Source organism: Sphingobium sp. SA2 (assembly GCF_032227065.1).
Classification (GTDB): Bacteria; Pseudomonadota; Alphaproteobacteria; order Sphingomonadales; family Sphingomonadaceae; genus Sphingobium.
On record NZ_JAPMXX010000006.1, the window covers coordinates 1,517,700 to 1,535,176 of the forward strand.

The following is a 17,477-nucleotide window of genomic DNA, read 5'->3' on the forward strand; positions in this document are numbered from 1 at the left end:
GGCCATGAACCGACTATATCTTTTCGCCACTTTGGCGGGCACCCGGATCGCGGTGGAAACCGACGAGGTGGAGGCGGTCGTCAAGCTGACCGAAATTTCGCCGGTGCCGGGCATGGGCGCGCATGTCGCGGGCCTTTCCGCCCTACGGAGCCGGGTGCTGACGATCATCGATACGGCGGCCTTGATCCAGGGGATGGCGTCGCCGAGCCGCGACGCGGGCCTCGCCATCATCGCCAATATCGCCGGGCACAGCTATGGTCTGATGGTCGACAGCGTCTCCGACATCTGCCGCGTGCCGGAGGGAGAATTGCCGCTGCGCGGTCAGTTGGATCGGCCCTGGGCACCCTATGGCCGCGCCATCGTGGAACAGGATGGTCATCCCTGGCTGCTGGTATCCTTGGCCAGCTTCATCGACGGCGGCTGCCAGGCCCAGGCGGCCTGAACTGTTTTCCAGCACGTTTACCAAAAACTCGCTTTTGCCCGTTAGGTCTCGATTTTCGGGCCATAAATTCCAAAGGGACGCATCATGAAGAACTGCCTGGTCGTCGACGATTCGAAGGTTATCCGCAAGGTGGCCCGCCATATTCTCGAATCGCTCGACCTGTCCGTCACCGAAGCGGTGGATGGGCAGGACGCCCTGACCCAGTGCGAAGCCTCCGCACCGGACGTGGTCCTGCTCGACTGGAACATGCCGGTGATGAGCGGGATGGAGTTTCTGCAGGCCCTGACGACCGCCAAGATGACCGCCCGTCCCAAGATCATCTTCTGCACCACGGAAAATGGCATCAGCCATATCAAGGCTGCGGTCGAGGCGGGGGCCGACGAATATGTGATGAAGCCTTTCGATCGCGAAACGCTGGAAAGCAAATTGGTGATCGTTGGGGTCATCTAGCCCGACAGCCTGCACTCCAATCCAGGGAGCAACCTCCTACCTTTTCGTCTTCGTGCAGAGAGCCTCGTGATGACCGTCAACATGCCGATCATGACCAATATAAGGAGACAGCAGGGTGCCGTGCGCACCTTGATCGTCGATGATTCGGTGGTGGTCCGCACGGTGATCGAGCGGATACTCAACAACGAGCCAGCCTATAGCGTGGTTCACAAGAGCAACAGCGCGGAACTGGCCCTGGGCTATCTGGCCGATCATGCGGTCGATCTGGTTCTGCTCGACATCGAACTGCCGGGGCAGAGCGGCCTGGCCGCGCTCCCGGCGATATTGAAGGCGCAGGCCGACGTGAAGGTCGCGATCCTGTCGGGCAAGTGCGAGGAGGGCAGCGCGGCGGCGGTCGAAGCGCTGGCGCTTGGCGCCAGTGACATCGTGTCGAAGCCCGGCAGCGGCAGTTTCGGCTACCAATTCTCCCAGGGCTTGATCGACCGGCTCAACCGCCTGTTCGACCAGCGCGTCATGGCTGTCCTGTCCACCGCACCGGTTGTCCCGCCGGTCGCGCGCCCTGCGCTCCAGCCGCTGGCTTGTCTGGGCATTGGCGCTTCCACCGGCGGTATCCATGCGCTCGGCCAATTGTTCGAAGGCCTGTCAGCGCCGATGGGGGTGCCGCTGCTGCTGACCCAGCATCTGCCCGCGAGCTTCACCGTTTATTTCGCGCAACAACTGATGCGCATGACCAGCTTGCGCGTGAAGGTGGCTGAAACCGGGGATATCTTGCTCCCCGACACCATCTATGTCGCGCCGGGCGATGCCAATCTGCAGGTGCGCCGCGGCCTCCACGGCCGGGTCATGGTGCAACTCAATCCCGAACGCACGCCAGCGGGCAACCTGCCCGGCGTCGATCCCATGTTCGCCAGCATGGCGGAGGTCTATGGCGCGGGTGCAGCCGGGGTCGTGCTGACCGGCATGGGGCGGGACGGCACGGTCGGCGCGCGCGATATCGTCGCAGCGGGCGGCTGGATCGTGGCGCAGGACGAAGCCAGCAGCGTCGTTTGGGGCATGCCGGGATCGGTGGCGGGCGCTGGGCTGACCTGCGCCTTGATGGAGCCGCACCAGATGATGGACTTCGTCGCCCGACGCGGCAGGGTCGGCGCATGAAAATGGCGCAACCGGCCGCCATCTTCGAAGGCGCAGCCCGCGTTCTGGCGGCGCTGCTCGAAGCCCGCACTGGCCAGGCCTTGTCCGAAGGGCGTGCCTGGCGGATGGAAACCGCGCTACGCCCGGTGTTGCGACAGCATAAGCTGGCGGACATGGACGAACTGGCCGGACGGTTGACGCGCAAGAGCGACCCCCGGCTGGAGGAGGATGTGGTGAACGCGCTGCTCAACAATGAAAGCAGCTTCTTTCGCGACCTTCAGATCTTCGACATGATCCATCGTCAGATCCTGCCTGCGATCCAGGCGGATCGGTCCAATCGCACCTTGCGCATCTGGAGCGCGGGCTGTTCGACCGGACAGGAAGCCTATTCGCTGGCGATCCGCCTGCGTAATGATGCCGCGCGTTGGAGCGGCTGGCGGATCGAGATCATGGCCACCGACATTTCGACCGCGGCGATCGATCAAGCGCGCGCCGGCATTTTCTCGCAAATGGACGTTCAACGCGGCTTGGCGGTCGGCGACCTCATCAAATGGTTCGAACCTCATGGCGAAGATTGGCGCGCCAGCGCGGAACTGCGCCGCATGATTGATTTCCGCCACGACAACCTGTTCGATGCCAAGGCACCAAGCGGCGAATATGATCTTATCCTGTGCCGCAACGTCCTGCTCTATTTCTCGCCGGAGCGGCGGCAGGCGGTGCTGCGGCTGCTGGGCCGACACAGCCATGCCCGGTCGGTATTGCTCTTGGGTGCAGGCGAAACGGTGATTGGGCAGGGCGACGATTTCACCGCCCATCCTGAATTTCGCGGTGCCTATGTTCGGCAGGCGGCGTTGCCGGAGGGGACGATCGGCCGGACGCGGTTGGCAGGCTGACCGTTCCGGCCCCATAGGCAAGGCTGCCCGTTCTTAACCATGCTTGATTGCGGCGTCGCGCTGCGCCATTGTCATGGTCAGGCCGCCGGATCGACGGTGCAGGCCGAAAGGGCGTGATGACCAAGCTGCCGATGATCGAGACGCCGTCGCCCAATTATGACGAGCGCAGCCTGCCCATCACCATGTTGGTGCTGCATTATACCGGGATGCCCGACGCGGCGAGCGCGATCAACTGGCTGGCCAACCCGGAATCGAAGGTGTCGGCCCATTATGTCGTGACCGAGGATGGCCAGATCATCCGCATGGTCGATGAGGCCAAGCGCGCCTGGCACGCCGGGCGGTCGCACTGGCGCGGTATCGACGACATCAACTCGGCCAGCATCGGCATAGAGATTATCAATCCGGGGCATGAATGGGGCTATCGCCCCTTTCCCGAAGCGCAGATGGGGTCGCTGATCCCGCTGGTGCATGACATCACCCAGCGGCACCGGATCACGCGCGGCAATATCGTCGGCCACAGCGATATCGCGCCTGCGCGCAAGCAGGATCCGGGCGAGTTGTTTCCCTGGGGCCAACTGGCGCGGCTGCGACTGGCGCTGCCCCGGCCGACCAAGAATCTGATGGACCCACACTGGACCGATGGCGGCTTCATGCTGGCGCTCGAACGCTTCGGCTATGACATTGCCGAACCGCAGGCGGCGGTGGTCGCGTTCCAGCGCCGCTTCCGCCCGGAACGGATCGACGGGGTGATCGATGGCGAATGCCGCGCCATCCTGCTCGCGCTGTTGCTGCCCAAGCCCAGGGGCGATGAATAAGCAGGTGACGCCGGACCCGAACGGCGCTAGGGACGTGTCTGCCAGAGGGCTGGGCGGCCGCGGCGTGGCGGGTAACTTCCACGGCGAGGAAAGTCCGGGCTCCACGAAATGACGGTGCCGGTTAACGACCGGCTGGAGTGATCCAAGGGACAGTGCAACAGAAAGCAGGTCGCAACGGCTTAGGCCATGCGAAATTGAAAGGGTGCGGTAAGAGCGCACCGCGTCTGCGGCAACGCAAGGCGGCACGGTAAACCCCACCGGGAGCAAGACCGAATAGGGACGGCGCGCAGTTTCGGCTGCTAGGTCTGTTTCGACCGAGATCGTCCGGGTTGGTTGCTTGAGGGGCGGAGTAATCCGTCCCCTAGAGGAATGGTCGCACATCTCCGCAAGGAGAGGACAAAACCCGGCTTATAGGCCCTCTGGCACATTTTTTGGCGATCCCTTTTGCGCTGCAGCGGGGTGGCGTTTTTCTGACGGAATCCTTACCTGTAACTAATGTCTCGTAACGGCCGATCCAATGACTGGGGCTTTCCCCGCTGGCGCAGCTATGGCGCATCGCGTGAAGCCCAGGCGGTGCGCGGCTGCGATCGCTTTGGCTGTGACCAGCCGGGCAACTGCCCCGCGCCCAAATCCCCCAACAGCCCGGAACGCTGGTATTTCTGCCCCGAACATGCGGGCGAATATAACCGGAACTGGGATTATTTTCAGGGGCTGGACGACGAAGAGCGGGCGAAGCGCGAACATGATGAGCGGCGCGATGCAGGCGGCTTTCAGTCGAGCGCCTATCATGGCTGGGGTGGGCCGGGCGATGGCAACCGGTCGCGCGACGAACTGCATGCGCTCCAAGCGCTGGAGCTGGAAGATGACGCCGATTTCGAAGCGGTGAAGAAAAGCTGGCGTCGATTGGCCAAGGAATTCCACCCTGACGTAAAGCCCGGCGATGCCAAAGCGGCGGTCCAATTCCAGACGATCCAGGCCGCCTATGAAGTTCTGCGCGCCGCCGAGGAGCGGCGGACGTGGAAACCGCGTGGCGCGGTAGATTGAAGGCCGATCGATGAAGGATCATGTCCGTTCCAACTGGCGCAACGCCGTGCTGGTGTGCCGCAAATGTGCCAAGAAACTGGACGGTGGCTTTGGCCCAGATGGCGATGAGCGGCTGGCCAAGGCGCTGCGCAAGCATCTGACACTGGGCAAAGGGCGCAAAGCGGCGGCCGGGATTATCGAAGTCGATTGCCTGGGCATCTGTCCCAAGGGCGCGGTGACGGTGGTCAACGGCGCGGCGAGTCGCGAATGGTTGCTGGTGAAACCGGGCGCCGATCTGGATGAACTAGCTGTCACTTTGGGCATCGGTGCGGCGAAACAGCCTTAATATTATCCTTACCATTCAATCCTATCCGGATGGAATGACATTTTTTGCGCGCTTGCGTCCTGGCACGTCCCTATCCGTTCAATGCTGCTTGGTGATGAGCAGCCTGGCCATGCTTTACGCCATGCCCCCCGTCAGCGGACGCATGCTGCTGATGCCGATGACCCAGGATGGGCGCGCGGGGCTTGCGCGCGTCGCAGTGGCCCATGGTGCGCGGCTGATCGCTGCCGGGCCATGGGCGGGATCGCTGGTGGTGGAGGGACGGCGTGACGCCTTGGCGCGGCCCTTGTTCATGGCAGGTGTCCTGGCCATTGCGGCTGACGCTGGTGGTTGCGGAGATCTGGGCTGATGAACGCGATCAGCAGTCTTGGCCGTCTGCGCTTGCAGGGTCTGCGTATCCTGTTGCTCGCCAACTGGGTCTGGACCGTGGTGCTGGGCCTGATGGCCATGGCGATGGGCGAAGAGGACAGCATCAAGGCGATGTTCCTGTCCGCCTTGGTCAATGCGCTGCCCACGGTGATGGTCCTGCGCGGACGTCGGGATCTGGAAGCGCGCATGGTGATGGGCACACTCGCGGCGGTGCAGCCTGCCATCGGTGTCGTGCTGCTGTCCGGCCATGGCTGGCAAATGGACGGCCATATGTATTTCTTCGTAGCGCTGGCGGGGCTGGTGCTGCTCTATGACTGGCGGCCGATCGTGCTGGGTGCGACATTGGTTGCGCTCCATCATCTGCTGCTCAACTATCTTGCGCCGTCGTGGGTCTTTCCGGGGCAGGGCAATCTTGAACGGATCGCGCTCCATGGTGTGGCGGTGATCCTGCAGGCGTCGGTGCTCTGCTATCTGAGCGTTCGCCTGCGCGAAATGCTGCTGGCATTGGACAGCCATGTTGCGGGCTCGGCGGAGTTGGCCGAACAGGCCCAGGCCGGGCGCGCGGCTGCGGAAGCGGCGATGGCGGCGCGGCGTGAGGCTGATGCGCGCGAAGCGGCGCTGCGGATCGAAAGGGAGCGGGAACGCGAACAGATGATGGCGGATCGCCGCGCCGAAACGCTGGCATTGCTCGCGGCCTTCCGCCAGTCGATCGCCGAAGTGGCCGATGCCGTCAGTGCAGCGACGGGCGAATTGGAGGAGTCGGCCCTGTCCCTGAACGATCTCGCGCGTCGGGCAAGCGCGGGCACGGGCGAGACTGTCCATGCCGCCGAACAATCCTCGGCGCGGGCTGCCATGCTGGCGCAGCGGATCGATCAATTGTCCGAATCCATCACGGCCATTGCCTCGGCCGCGCATCAGCAGGCGACGCTGGGTGGCGAGGCGCAACGTGTGTCCAACGCCGGACATGAAGCGATGCGCGACATGGAAAATCATACCGCTTCCATCACCAGCTTTGCCCATTCGATCACCCAGATCGCGTCGCGTACCAATTTGCTGGCGCTCAATGCCACGATCGAAGCAGCGCGCGCCGGGGATGTCGGACGTGGCTTTGCCGTGGTGGCGGGCGAGGTGAAGCAATTGGCGGGGCAGGCGGCCAATGCGACAGGGGAGATCCAGTCGCTGGCGTCTTCGGCGCAGCAGGGCGCAGGAGTCGCCCAAAACGCGCTGTCCGATGTCGCGAGCGCAGTCGAGCAACTGGCCGATGCCGCCGATGCGATCCAACGCGCGGTGGCGGATCAGCGGGATGCGACGGCGGCCATTGGTGCGACGGCGCGGGATACGGCACAGGACGCCACCATCATGGCCGGACGAATGGAGCAAGTGGCGGACATGGCCCGCAGCACGGAAAGCCTGTCGGGGCGGGTGTCGAGTGCCGCTTCCGGTCTGTCGCGCACGGCGCAGGATTTGCAGCGCGCGACAGACCTGTTCGTGGCGCAACTCGAAGCGGCCTGAGCCCGGTCAGCTTGCCCGTGCGACCGGTGGCATGGGGCGTCGTTGCTGGTCCGCCAATGGATAGAGGGTGCGATTCTCGCGGTCGACCTGTTCGGCCAGCGCCGCCAGGATCAGCCGGGTTTCCGCACAGAAAGCGGACCATTCGCGGGCGATGCGATCATCGCTCCACTCGGCCATATAGCGGGTGAAGCGATCGGCCAGTGCGCCGGTTTCGCTCTGCAATTGGGCGGCTGTCTTGCGTGCGGCCAAGTCCGGCGCCCGTTGCATGGCGGGATAGAGGATGCGATCCTCCAGCGCGAGATGCGCGATCAATTGTCGCGCCAGTGACCATCGCAGCGCCGCAACGCTTTGCGGTGTGCCTGTGTCACTCGTGGCCTGCGCCAGTTGCCGGGCGGTCAGGCTGATTTGTTCATGCTGCCCCCGCAGCGCCGTCATATCCATCATATGTCGCCCCTCCCTAAAGGACAGGCGATGATGCGCTTCGGGGTTTAACAAAAGATTGTGTAAGGTCCGTAACGGCGCAAAAAAGTGGGCGGCCCTTTGTAGGACCGCCCTTGTGCATCAGGCCGGCTGGTCGGCGCGGCTGGCGCCTTCGCCATCCAGGTTCAGCGCCGCAAAGTCCCAGTTGATTGCGTCTTTGAGGATGCGGTCGGCATAGCCGGGGCGTGCGTTGCGATAGTCGATATAATAGGCATGTTCCCACACATCGACGATCAGCAGCGGGGCATGGCCCTCATGCGCGACCGGCGTGTCGGCGTCATGATAGCTGGTGACTTCCAGCTTGCCGTCCTTGAGGATCAACGCGGCCCAGCCGCTGGCGAAGTGGCCCACGGCCTCCGCCTTCATCTTCTCGATCAGCGCATCGACCGAACCGAACGCCTCTTCGATCTTGGCCAGCAGGTCACCGGTCGGCGCGGTCTTGGTCGGCGACAGCGACTGCCAGTAGAATGTGTGGTTCCAGATCTGGCCGACCTGGTTGAACAGGCCGCCCTTGGTCGACTTGATCAGCTCGACCAGCGACTTGCCCTGATGGGCGGAGTCGGCGGCGACCAGTTCATTGGCCTTCACCACATAGGCGTTATGATGCTTGCCGTGGTGATAGTCGAAGGTTTCGGCCGACAGGATGTCGCCAAATGCATCCTTGGCATAGGGCAGGTCGGGCAGAACAAAAGCCATGGCGGAACTCCTAAGGTTCGGTGGGACGGCCGCACGATGACTGGCGCGGTCGATCTATTATGGGTCCAGGCGGGACGCGAAACGCCGCCGCGCCCTTCCATATGCGCACCCGCACGCGGAAAAAAAGGCCTATATGCCTATTGCGAAACGATCGCAGAAATAAGGGCTTAGCGGGCGGTTCAACCCTGGGGCGGGGTCGTCTCGCCCAGATCGTCGCTGGCAGGCTCGTCGCCCAGTTTCAGTCCATGGCGCATCAGCATCGGGATATTGGCGGCGGCGAAGATCACCGACACGATCGTCACGCCCCAAACCTTGACCGCGAGCCAGGTGTCGAAGCTCAGCGACCGGCGCATCGCTTCGTTCGCGATCGCCATGGCGACGAAGAAGAGCGCCCAATTGCGCGACAGCTTCATCCAGCCGGGGTGGCTGAGGCCATCATAGGCGGCCTGCAACAGATATTTGAGCAGCGGCTTGCCCCGTGCCAGCCCGGCGAACAGCATCAACGCGAAAAAGGCGTAGATGATGGTCGGCTTCAACTGGATGAAGCTCTGGTCATGGAAATAGATGGTCAGGCCGCCGAAGAACAGCACCAGCGCCGCCGATAGCCAGAGCATGGGCGAAACTCGACCCAGCTTCCATTTCGACACGATCACCGCGATGACGATGGCGATCATGAAGGCCGCCGTGCCGACGATCATGCCGAGAAATTTATAGCCGAGGAAAAAGACCAGCAGTGGCCCGAAATCGAGCGCGAGGCTGAGCGTGCCGCTATGGGCGGGCTGTTGCGTGGATTTGCGCTGGGTCATCAAAATTGCTCCGTCATCCCAGCAAACGCTGGGATCCCACTTTTCTTCGCGGCGATCAGAAGGAAGGGAGATGCCAGCTTTCGCTGGCATGACGAAGGGACTGCATCAGCGGGCATAGGCTGTTCCTGCGATAGCGCGCGCCATGTCGCCGGGATCGAAGGGCCGCAAATCCTCGATCTTTTCACCGACTCCGATGGCATGGATGGGCAGGCGGAATTTCTCTGCCGCCGCGACCAGCACGCCGCCGCGCGCCGTGCCGTCGAGTTTGGTCATGACCAGGCCCGTGACCTGTGCGGTTTCCTTGAACACTTCGATCTGGTTCAGCGCATTCTGGCCAGTGGTCGCATCCAGCACCAGCACGACGTCATGCGGCGAAGCCGGGTTCAGCCGGCCCAGGATGCGGCGGATCTTGGCCAGTTCGTCCATCAACTCGGTCTTGTTCTGCAAGCGCCCTGCGGTGTCGACGATCAGCACGTCGATGCCGGTGGCGGTCGCCTGCTTGACCGCATCGAACACGATACCCGCCGCGTCGCCGCCTTCCTTGCCCGCGACGATCGGGATGCCCAACCGCTCGGCCCACACCTTGAGCTGGCCGATCGCCGCAGCGCGGAACGTATCGCCCGCCGCCAGCATCACGCCATAATCCTGTTCCAGGAAATTATGCGCGAGCTTGGCGATGGTGGTGGTCTTGCCCGATCCGTTGACGCCGATGACCAGGATGACCTGCGGCCGGGGGAAGGCTTCGATCTCCAATGGCCGGGCGACGGGGGCCAGTACCTTCTCGATTTCCTCCGCGATGATCTCGCGCAGATAATCTTCGGTCAGTTCCTTGTTGAACCGGCCTTCGGCAAGCCGCTCGCGCACCCGCACGGCCATGGCCGGGCCAAGGTCGGACAGGATCAGCGCTTCCTCGATCTCGTCGAGCGTCTGCGCGTCCAGGGCGGCCTTGCCGAACAGGCCGGTGAGATTATCGCCGAGCTTGTCGGACGTGCGCTTCAAACCGCCAAAGAGGCGGTCGCGCCAGGAAATGTCAGCCATGTTCATCCACCATCGTCATCCCCGCGCAGGCGGGGATCCATCTCCCGACGCAGCATCAAGCGCGGCGGTTGGGAGATGGGTTCCCGCCTGCGCGGGAATGACGGAAAAAAGAGCGTCATTCTTGAACCGCCTCTTGCGCGATCAGCGTGTCCTTCTCAAGCCCCGTGATGCGGGCGGTGACGATGGTCGAGGGCAGTTGCTGGCTTGCAAAGCGCACGGGGGCGAAGTTTTCGGCATGGCCCGACAGGCCGCTGCGTTCGACCAGCACCGACTGGGTCGTGCCGATCAGGCTGCGTAGCCAGGCTTCGCGTTGGATCGTGCAGGCAGCGCGCAACTGGGCGGCGCGGGCCTTGATGGCCGTGCGATCGACCTGCGGCATCCGTGCGGCGGGTGTGCCAGCGCGCGGCGAATAGGGGAAGATATGGCCATGGACGATGTCGCAGTCGGCGATCAGCGTCAGGCTCCGTTCGAACATCGCCTCATCCTCGGTCGGGAAACCGGCGATGATGTCCGCGCCGATGCTGATGGCGGGGCGGGCGGTCTTGAGCCGTTCAACGATGCGGACAGCGTCGGCGCGACTGTGGCGGCGCTTCATCCGCTTGAGGATCATGTCGTCGCCCGCCTGGAGCGAGAGGTGGAGGTGCGGCATCATGCGCGGTTCGTGGGCGATCAGGTCGAACAGGCGGTCGTCTATCTCCACGCTGTCGATCGAGGAGAGGCGCAGGCGGGGGAGGTCGGGGACGCCGGTCAGGATGCGCTCGACCAATGAGCCAAGCGACGGGCTGCCCGGCAGGTCGGGGCCGTAGCTGGTGACATCGACGCCGGTCAGCACGATCTCGCGATAGCCCGCCGCGGCCAGTTCGCGGGCCTTGTCCAATACCGCGCCTGCGGGGACGGAGCGGCTGTTGCCCCGGCCATAGGGGATGATGCAGAAGGTGCAGCGATGGTCGCAGCCATTTTGCACCTCCAGGAACGCGCGGGCATGGTCGGCAAAGGCGGACGCCATGTGGGGCGCGGTGTCGCGCACGGCCATGATGTCGGCGACACGGACTTTGGGCATCGCTCCAAAAGCGCCGTTCGCTTCGAGCGAAGTCGAGAAGCGCTTCTCGACTTCGCTCGAAGCGAACGGACGTTGGTATGTTTCCGCCTCTAGCTTCTCCCGGTTGCCGATCACCGCATCGACTTCGGTCATCGCCGCGAAGGTCTCCGGCTCGGTCTGGGCGGCGCAGCCGGTCACCATGATCCGCGCGTCGGGCCGTTCGCGCCGGGCGCGGCGGATCGCTTGGCGGGTCTGGCGCACGGCTTCGGCGGTGACGGCGCAGCTATTGACGACGATCAGGTCGTCCTGCCCCTGCGCCAGGTCACGGATCGCCTCGCTCTCCGCAATGTTGAGGCGGCAGCCCATGGTGATGATGGCGGGGCCGCTCATCAGAAGCGCGCCCAGTCAGCCTCGCCATCGAAGACATGGGTGGCGGGGCCGGTCATGCTGATCGTGCCGCCCGGTGCCCAGCCGATGACCAGATCGCCGCCGGGCAGGCTGACAGTAACGGGGCCGCGTACCAGCTTGCGGCGGATGGCGGCGACGGCGGTGGCGCAGGCGCCGGTGCCGCAGGCGCGGGTCAGGCCAGCGCCGCGTTCCCACACGATCAGGCGGATATGATCGTCGGCCATGACCTGCGCGAAATTGACGTTGATGCGGGCGGGAAAGAGCGGGTCGGTCTCTATGAGCGGGCCGAGCCGCTCGAAGTTCACACCGTCCCAAGCGTCCATGAAGAAGATGACATGGGGGTTGCCGACATTGACGGCGGCAGGCGGGGGCAGGTCTTCCCAACTCGCGCTCATGGTCAGCGTGTCCATGGGGTAGGCGAGCGGGATCGCGTCCCATGCGAAACGTGGCGCGCCCATGTCGACGCTCACGCCGCCATCGACGGCCTTGGCTTCGAGCAGCCCTGCCTTGGTGCGGATCGACACGTCGCGGCCGACGAACAACGGCACGCAGCGGGTGGCGTTGCCGCAAGCCTCGACCTCGCTGCCATCCGCGTTGAAAATCTGCATCGAAACGTCCGCATCGGGCGCGTTGCCGATCAGGATCAGTTGGTCGCAGCCGATCCCGGCATGACGATCGGCAATGGCGCGGGCGAGATTCGGGGTCATTTCGATCGCGTCGCTGCGCGCGTCGATCACGACGAAGTCGTTGCCCAGACCATGCATTTTCGAGAAGCGTCCCATGATCGCGCATGTAGGGGGTGGGGCGGAAAAAGGCCAGTGGGGGCATTCCCCTTCATTTCGTTCAGCCTGAGCTTGTCGAAGGCCGTCTCTATTTTATGATGTCACGGGTGTCTGGAAATCGATTAACGATAGCTTTCAGTAAAGGGCTTCGACAAGCTCAGCCCGAACGGAAGGGGGAGGTCAATAATGGCGCTTAAGATGCACGCTTCGCTGGCGGTTCATCCCAGCGACTTGATCGTCACTGGACCGCAGTCGCCCGTTTCTGCCCGTACAGAAAATACACGACCAGCCCCAGCGCATTCCACCCGAAACACGCCAATATCGTGTCCCTCGGCAGGCTGATGAACAGATAGGCGCAACCGGCGATCGCGCCTAACCCCACGAACCAGGCGGCGGGGGTGCGGAAGGGGCGGCGCAGGTCGGGGCTGCGGCGGCGCAGGACTAGGAGGCAGGCACCGACCGCGGTGAAGGCGATCAGGGTGCCGGCATTGGCGAGGGCGGCGATCTCATCGATGGGGAGCAGGCCCGCGATGATGGCGACCAAGACGGCAGTGACGATGGTGATGCGCACAGGGGTGCCGCGCCTGGAGATTTTGGCGAGGCTTTGGGGCAGGAAACCGTCGCGCGCCATCACCAGGAAGATGCGGCTCTGGCCGTAGAGGAAGCCCAGCAGCACGGTCGGCAGGGCGATGACGGCGGCGATGGCGACGATCCGCGCCACCTCTCCGCGACCCATTTCGCGCAGGATCAGCGCGAGGGGTTCGGGGCTGTCGGCAAAGCGGGTGAAGGGCATGGCCCCGATCGCGGCGGCCGCGACCAGGACATAGATCAAGGTACAGACGATCAGCGACCCGACGATGCCGATGGCGAGGTCGCGGTCCGGGTTCTTGGCTTCCTCCGCCGCCGTCGAAATGGCGTCGAAGCCGTAGAAGGCGAAGAAGATGATCGCGGCGGCCGCCATCACGCCGCGCTCGACCCCGTCCGGTCCCATGGCCTTGGCGAAGCCGAAGGGCATGAACGGTTCAAGATTCTGCGCATCGAAAGCGGGCAGGGCGACCCAGACGAACAGGCTCAAGGTCGCGATCTTGATGAGGACGAGGATGCTGTTGAGGCGGGCGCTTTCATGGGTTCCGAGCATGAGCAGGCCAGCGACCACGGCGATGATGAAGATGGCGGGCAGGTTGACGAGGCCGCCCAGTTCCGGCCCCTGCGTCAGCCCTTCGGGAAAGCCGATCCCGGTCAGCAGCGGCGCGGCATAGCCCGACCAGCCGACCGCTACGGTCGAGACGACAAGGCTATATTCGAGGATCAGGCTCCATCCCACGATCCAGGCAATGCCTTCGCCCAGCGCCACATAGGAGTAGCTATAGGCGCTGCCCGCTGCGGGCATCATGGTCGAGAGTTCGGCATAGGCTAGCGCGGCGCAGGCGCAGATCGCGCCGGCTATGGCGAAGGAGAGGAGGACGGCCGGCCCGGCACGGTCCGCGCCGACGCCGATCAGCGTCAGGATGCCGGTGCCGACGATCGCGCCGACGCCCAGCGCCAGCAGATGCGGCCAGGACAGGGTGCGGGCCAGGCGATGCTGGTCCCCCGTCGGCGTCATCGCTTCGATCGACTTGCGGCGTGTCCAACTCATATGTCTCAGGCTCCCCTCATCTTGTCGCCCTTCGCTTCGCACATTTCCCGCAGATTTCGACATAAAATTACGCGGCCTTGATCCTATCGGAAAGTCGGGGGCGGAGCGCATGGGGTGCGGGGGGAGTATAGCGGCTCAGGTGCGGGTAGGACAGCGGTGCGTGATGGGGATTATTTTAGGACGCCGGATCGAGCAAAATTAACAAAAATTTGATGCTGTAAGATTACGCCTGCAGCATGACCGATCGAAGCAAAATCCAGCTATTGTGCGTGGCCTTAGTGGGTATCATCGCGTTCGGCGTTTATAAAATTGGGTTGGCTCTCAGCACCGGAATTTTGGAAACAAGGTTGGCGCGCGCTTCGTGGATCGACAACCCGGCTGGCTTTATTTTCTATCTAACTATTTTTGTGGTGGGCACCGCGGCATTTTCCGCCTGGTTGTTTGTCATCATTCATGGTGAGCGGTCCGCACGCCAGCACGTCAAAAACCAGTTGCCGACGTTCGACAGACCAGAATACCGGTCACCCGCCCCCGACAAGTCGCGCTGCGACGAACGTCCGTAATCAGCCCTCTGCCGTCATGCCGGGCTTGACCCGGCATCCATTGGCTCACGGGTGAGACGTCATTGCTAGGTTGAGGCTCATGGACCCCGGATCGAGCCTGTTCTGAGCCTGTCGAAGGGTCCGGGGTGACGGCGGGGGATGGGTGTCTGCGAACCACCCATCTCGTCATTTCCCGCGAAGGCGGGAAGCCATCTTCTTGCAGCCTCCCAAGTGCGGCGCTGGGGAGATGGATCCCCGCTTTCGCGGCAATGACGACCGTGGCGCGGCTCTTCCACCAGTCCGTCCGCGCGCTGCGCTTGCCATTCCGCCCGCTTTCCTCTAAGCGCACGCCAGCAATCGGGCGGTTTGCCGTTCGGTCCCTGACAAATCCATTGAGCGCGCATCCTGAAAACAGGATGCACCAGGCGTTTTGTATGGACGCTGGTTGGCGAGGTTTCGCCCACCGGCGATTTTGTCGTTTTGGCAGGGTAGCTGCTGTTTTCCGGGCCTTTTGGCCCAATTGAGGTGATGATGTTCGATTCGCTGAGCGATCGTCTGGGTGGGGTATTCGATAAACTGCGGGGGCGTGGTGCGCTCACGGAGGACGATGTCCGCGCCGCGATGCGCGAGGTGCGAATCGCGCTGCTCGAAGCCGATGTCGCCTTGTCGGTCGTGCGTCAGTTCGTCGATCAGGCGACCGAACGGGCCGTTGGCAGCGACGTGCTGCGGTCGGTTACGCCGGGGCAGATGGTCGTCAAGATCGTTTCCGACACGCTCACCGAAACGCTGGGGTCCGAAACGTCGGACCTGATGATCGACGTGACCCCGCCCGCCGTTATCATGATGGTCGGCCTCCAGGGGTCGGGCAAGACCACGACGACGGCCAAACTCGCCAAGCGCCTCAAGGAGCGCGAGCGCAAGAAGGTGCTGATGGCGTCGCTCGACGTGCAGCGCCCGGCCGCGCAGGAGCAGTTGGCCGTGCTGGGTACGCAGTGCGATGTCGCGACGCTGCCGATCATCGCCGGGCAGCAGCCGGTCGATATCGCCAAGCGCGCGCTGCAGGCGGCCAAGCTGCAGGGCTTCGACGTGGTGATGCTCGATACCGCCGGGCGTTTGCATGTCGATCAGGCGCTGATGGACGAGATGAAGGCTGTCGCTGACGCGAGCAGCCCCGCCGAAATCCTGATGGTGGTCGATTCGCTGACCGGCCAGGATGCGGTGAATGTCGCGCAGAATTTCACCGCGCAGGTGCCGCTGACCGGTGTCGTGCTGACCCGGATGGATGGCGATGCGCGCGGTGGTGCGGCGCTGTCGATGCGGGCCGTCACGGGTCGCCCGATCAAATTCGCGGGCACGGGCGAAAAGCTCGACGCGATCGAGCCTTTCCATCCGCAGCGCGTGGCGCAGCGCATTTTGGGCATGGGCGATGTCGTGTCGCTGGTCGAGCGGGCGGCTGAAAGCATCGACGCGGACGAGGCCGACAAGCTCGCCAAGAAGATGGCCAAGGGTCAGTTCGACATGAACGACCTGCGCAGCCAGTTGAACCAGATGCGCCGCATGGGTGGCCTGGGCGCGCTGGCGGGCATGTTGCCGGGCCTCAAGAAGGCGCAGGCGGCGATGGCGAACAGCGGCGCGAACGACAAGACGCTGATCCACCTCGACGCGATGATCGGGTCGATGACGCCCAAGGAGCGGGAACGGCCCGCCCTGATCAACGCCAAGCGCAAGATCCGCATCGCCAAGGGCGCCGGGCGGACGGTGCAGGACGTCAACCGCCTCCTGAAAATGCATCAGGAGATGGAAGGCGCGATGAAGAAGATCCGCAAGATGGGTGGCCTCAAGGGGCTGGCCAAGATGTTCACCGGTGGCGGTGGAATGGGCGGATTGGGTGGTCTTGGCGGGCCGGATGGCGGCGCTGGTGGGCCTGACCTGTCGGGCCTGGGCGGGCTGGGTGGCAATATGCCAAAACTGCCGCCGGGCTTTCAGAATTTCATGAAGAAGTGAAGTAACCTGTCATCCCAGCGCAAGCTGGGGTCTCACTTCTTCAAGGGGAAGAGAGATCCCAGCTTACGCTGGGATGACGAAATCAAACATATATATTCAAGTCAGAAAGGTTAAGTTCCATGGCAACGTCCATTCGTCTCTCGCGCGGTGGTTCCAAGAAGCGTCCCTATTATCGCATCGTCGTGGCCGACAGCCGCGCGCCGCGTGATGGCAAGTTCATCGAGCGTATCGGCAGCTACAACCCCGTCCTGCCCAAGGGCGACGAAAAGCGCGTCATCCTGGACGTCGAGCGTGCGAAGCATTGGGTTGCCGCTGGTGCGCAGCCGACCGACCGCGTTGCCCGTTTCCTCGACGCCGCTGGCGTGAAGGAGCGGATCGTCCGCAACAACCCGAACAAGGCCGTGCCGGGTCAGAAGGCCAAGGATCGCGCCGAAGACCGTGCGACCAAGCTGGCCGAAGCCGAAGAAGCGCGCATTGCCGCTGAAGAAGCTGCCAAGGCGCCTGCTGAAGCGCCGGCTGAAGAGGCTCCCGCCGAGGAAGCCGCGACCGAACAGGCCGAGGGCTGATTGTCTTGACGGACAAGCCCGTCACGCTCGCCGCGATCGTCGGGGCGCATGGGGTGGCGGGCGAAGTCCGTCTCAAGCTGTTTGGCGAAGGGGCCGAAAGCCTCAAAGCCTATGGCAGCTTCGATGCGGCGGGGCGCACATTGACGTTGAAGTCGGTGCGCCCCGGCCCCAATGGCGCGGTCGCCCGCTTTGCCGAGATCGGCGATCGCGGCGCGGCCGAAGCCCTGCGCGGCACGGCGCTGACCGTCCCGCGATCCGCCCTGCCGCCGCTGGCCGAGGGCGAATATTATCATGCCGACATTATCGGCCTGCCTTGTCTTTCGAGCGAGGGGGAAGCGCTGGGCGAGATCATCGCGATCGAGAATTTCGGCGCGGGCGATATTGTCGAAGTGCAGCGACCATCGGTCGAGGGCAAGCCCGGCAAGCGTTTCATGGCGCCGATGCATGCGGTGACGCTGGAGGCGGAGCGGGCGGTGATTGACGCGCTGTTCGTGGAGTAGTA

Annotated in this window: 20 protein-coding genes and 1 other RNA gene; 14 read left to right on the forward strand and 7 right to left on the reverse strand. The window is 63.8% G+C overall.

Annotation, left to right across the window (positions count from 1 at the left end):
* Window positions 1–4 precede the first annotated feature (4 nt).
* From OVY48_RS15110 to OVY48_RS15155, 10 genes are all read left to right on the forward strand, one after another.
* Complete coding sequence (locus tag OVY48_RS15110; protein WP_313923403.1) at window positions 5–442, forward strand: chemotaxis protein CheW; 438 nt, start codon at window positions 5–7, stop codon at window positions 440–442.
* Between the two features lie 84 nt (window positions 443–526).
* On the forward strand, window positions 527–892 hold the full coding sequence (locus tag OVY48_RS15115; protein WP_037475370.1) for a response regulator: 366 nt from the start codon (window positions 527–529) through the stop codon (window positions 890–892).
* Window positions 893–961: 69 nt separating this feature from the next.
* Window positions 962–2,044: a chemotaxis protein CheB gene (locus OVY48_RS15120; RefSeq protein WP_313923404.1), complete on the forward strand. Its 1,083-nt coding sequence runs from the start codon at window positions 962–964 to the stop codon at window positions 2,042–2,044.
* A complete protein-coding gene (locus tag OVY48_RS15125) occupies window positions 2,041–2,916 on the forward strand; it encodes a CheR family methyltransferase (RefSeq protein ID WP_409593315.1) in 876 nt (291 codons plus the stop codon). Before OVY48_RS15120 ends, OVY48_RS15125 begins: the two co-directional genes overlap by 4 nt.
* Before the next feature lie 116 nt (window positions 2,917–3,032).
* Complete coding sequence (locus OVY48_RS15130) at window positions 3,033–3,731, forward strand: N-acetylmuramoyl-L-alanine amidase (protein ID WP_037478310.1); 699 nt, start codon at window positions 3,033–3,035, stop codon at window positions 3,729–3,731.
* Between the two features lie 41 nt (window positions 3,732–3,772).
* Window positions 3,773–4,158, forward strand: an RNA gene (gene rnpB / locus OVY48_RS15135) — RNase P RNA component class A.
* Window positions 4,159–4,226: 68 nt separating this feature from the next.
* Window positions 4,227–4,775 (forward strand): J domain-containing protein, encoded by a 549-nt coding sequence (locus tag OVY48_RS15140; RefSeq protein WP_037475360.1) that lies wholly within the window; start codon window positions 4,227–4,229, stop codon window positions 4,773–4,775.
* A gap of 10 nt (window positions 4,776–4,785) precedes the next feature.
* Complete coding sequence (locus OVY48_RS15145; protein ID WP_313923407.1) at window positions 4,786–5,100, forward strand: (2Fe-2S) ferredoxin domain-containing protein; 315 nt, start codon at window positions 4,786–4,788, stop codon at window positions 5,098–5,100.
* Window positions 5,101–5,194: 94 nt separating this feature from the next.
* The gene (locus OVY48_RS15150) at window positions 5,195–5,446 is read left to right on the forward strand and encodes a hypothetical protein (RefSeq protein WP_313923408.1); all 252 of its coding nucleotides are present in this window, start codon (window positions 5,195–5,197) and stop codon (window positions 5,444–5,446) included.
* The gene (locus tag OVY48_RS15155; protein ID WP_313923409.1) at window positions 5,446–6,978 is read left to right on the forward strand and encodes a methyl-accepting chemotaxis protein; all 1,533 of its coding nucleotides are present in this window, start codon (window positions 5,446–5,448) and stop codon (window positions 6,976–6,978) included. Before OVY48_RS15150 ends, OVY48_RS15155 begins: the two co-directional genes overlap by 1 nt.
* Before the next feature lie 6 nt (window positions 6,979–6,984).
* Here the strand turns inward: OVY48_RS15155 and OVY48_RS15160 are convergent, their stop codons facing one another.
* From OVY48_RS15160 to OVY48_RS15190, 7 genes are all read right to left on the reverse strand, one after another.
* On the reverse strand, window positions 6,985–7,422 hold the full coding sequence (locus OVY48_RS15160; RefSeq protein WP_313923410.1) for a hemerythrin domain-containing protein: 438 nt from the start codon (window positions 7,420–7,422) through the stop codon (window positions 6,985–6,987).
* Window positions 7,423–7,539: 117 nt separating this feature from the next.
* A complete protein-coding gene (locus OVY48_RS15165) occupies window positions 7,540–8,154 on the reverse strand; it encodes a superoxide dismutase (protein WP_313923411.1) in 615 nt (204 codons plus the stop codon).
* Between the two features lie 179 nt (window positions 8,155–8,333).
* Window positions 8,334–8,960, reverse strand: a complete 627-nt coding sequence (gene ispZ, locus OVY48_RS15170) for a septation protein IspZ (protein WP_313923412.1) — start codon at window positions 8,958–8,960, stop codon at window positions 8,334–8,336.
* Window positions 8,961–9,065: 105 nt separating this feature from the next.
* The gene (gene ftsY / locus OVY48_RS15175; RefSeq protein WP_096061204.1) at window positions 9,066–9,998 is read right to left on the reverse strand and encodes a signal recognition particle-docking protein FtsY; all 933 of its coding nucleotides are present in this window, start codon (window positions 9,996–9,998) and stop codon (window positions 9,066–9,068) included.
* Between the two features lie 115 nt (window positions 9,999–10,113).
* On the reverse strand, window positions 10,114–11,427 hold the full coding sequence (gene mtaB, locus OVY48_RS15180) for a tRNA (N(6)-L-threonylcarbamoyladenosine(37)-C(2))-methylthiotransferase MtaB (protein WP_313923413.1): 1,314 nt from the start codon (window positions 11,425–11,427) through the stop codon (window positions 10,114–10,116).
* Window positions 11,427–12,227, reverse strand: coding sequence for a diaminopimelate epimerase (gene dapF / locus OVY48_RS15185; RefSeq protein ID WP_313923414.1), 801 nt, complete (start codon window positions 12,225–12,227; stop codon window positions 11,427–11,429). Before dapF ends, mtaB begins: the two co-directional genes overlap by 1 nt.
* Window positions 12,228–12,465: 238 nt before the next feature.
* On the reverse strand, window positions 12,466–13,863 hold the full coding sequence (locus tag OVY48_RS15190; protein WP_313923415.1) for an amino acid permease: 1,398 nt from the start codon (window positions 13,861–13,863) through the stop codon (window positions 12,466–12,468).
* 236 nt (window positions 13,864–14,099) lie between these two features.
* Here OVY48_RS15190 and OVY48_RS15195 point away from each other — a divergent pair, with 236 nt between their 5' ends.
* The 4 genes from OVY48_RS15195 to rimM all read left to right on the forward strand — a co-directional run bounded on the left by OVY48_RS15195 (window position 14,100) and on the right by rimM (window position 17,475).
* The gene (locus OVY48_RS15195) at window positions 14,100–14,426 is read left to right on the forward strand and encodes a hypothetical protein (RefSeq protein ID WP_313923416.1); all 327 of its coding nucleotides are present in this window, start codon (window positions 14,100–14,102) and stop codon (window positions 14,424–14,426) included.
* 507 nt (window positions 14,427–14,933) lie between these two features.
* Window positions 14,934–16,409, forward strand: a complete 1,476-nt coding sequence (ffh, locus tag OVY48_RS15200; protein WP_313923417.1) for a signal recognition particle protein — start codon at window positions 14,934–14,936, stop codon at window positions 16,407–16,409.
* Window positions 16,410–16,528: 119 nt separating this feature from the next.
* The gene (gene rpsP / locus OVY48_RS15205; RefSeq protein ID WP_096061049.1) at window positions 16,529–16,975 is read left to right on the forward strand and encodes a 30S ribosomal protein S16; all 447 of its coding nucleotides are present in this window, start codon (window positions 16,529–16,531) and stop codon (window positions 16,973–16,975) included.
* 5 nt (window positions 16,976–16,980) lie between these two features.
* On the forward strand, window positions 16,981–17,475 hold the full coding sequence (gene rimM / locus OVY48_RS15210) for a ribosome maturation factor RimM (protein ID WP_069066116.1): 495 nt from the start codon (window positions 16,981–16,983) through the stop codon (window positions 17,473–17,475).
* Window positions 17,476–17,477 lie beyond the last annotated feature (2 nt).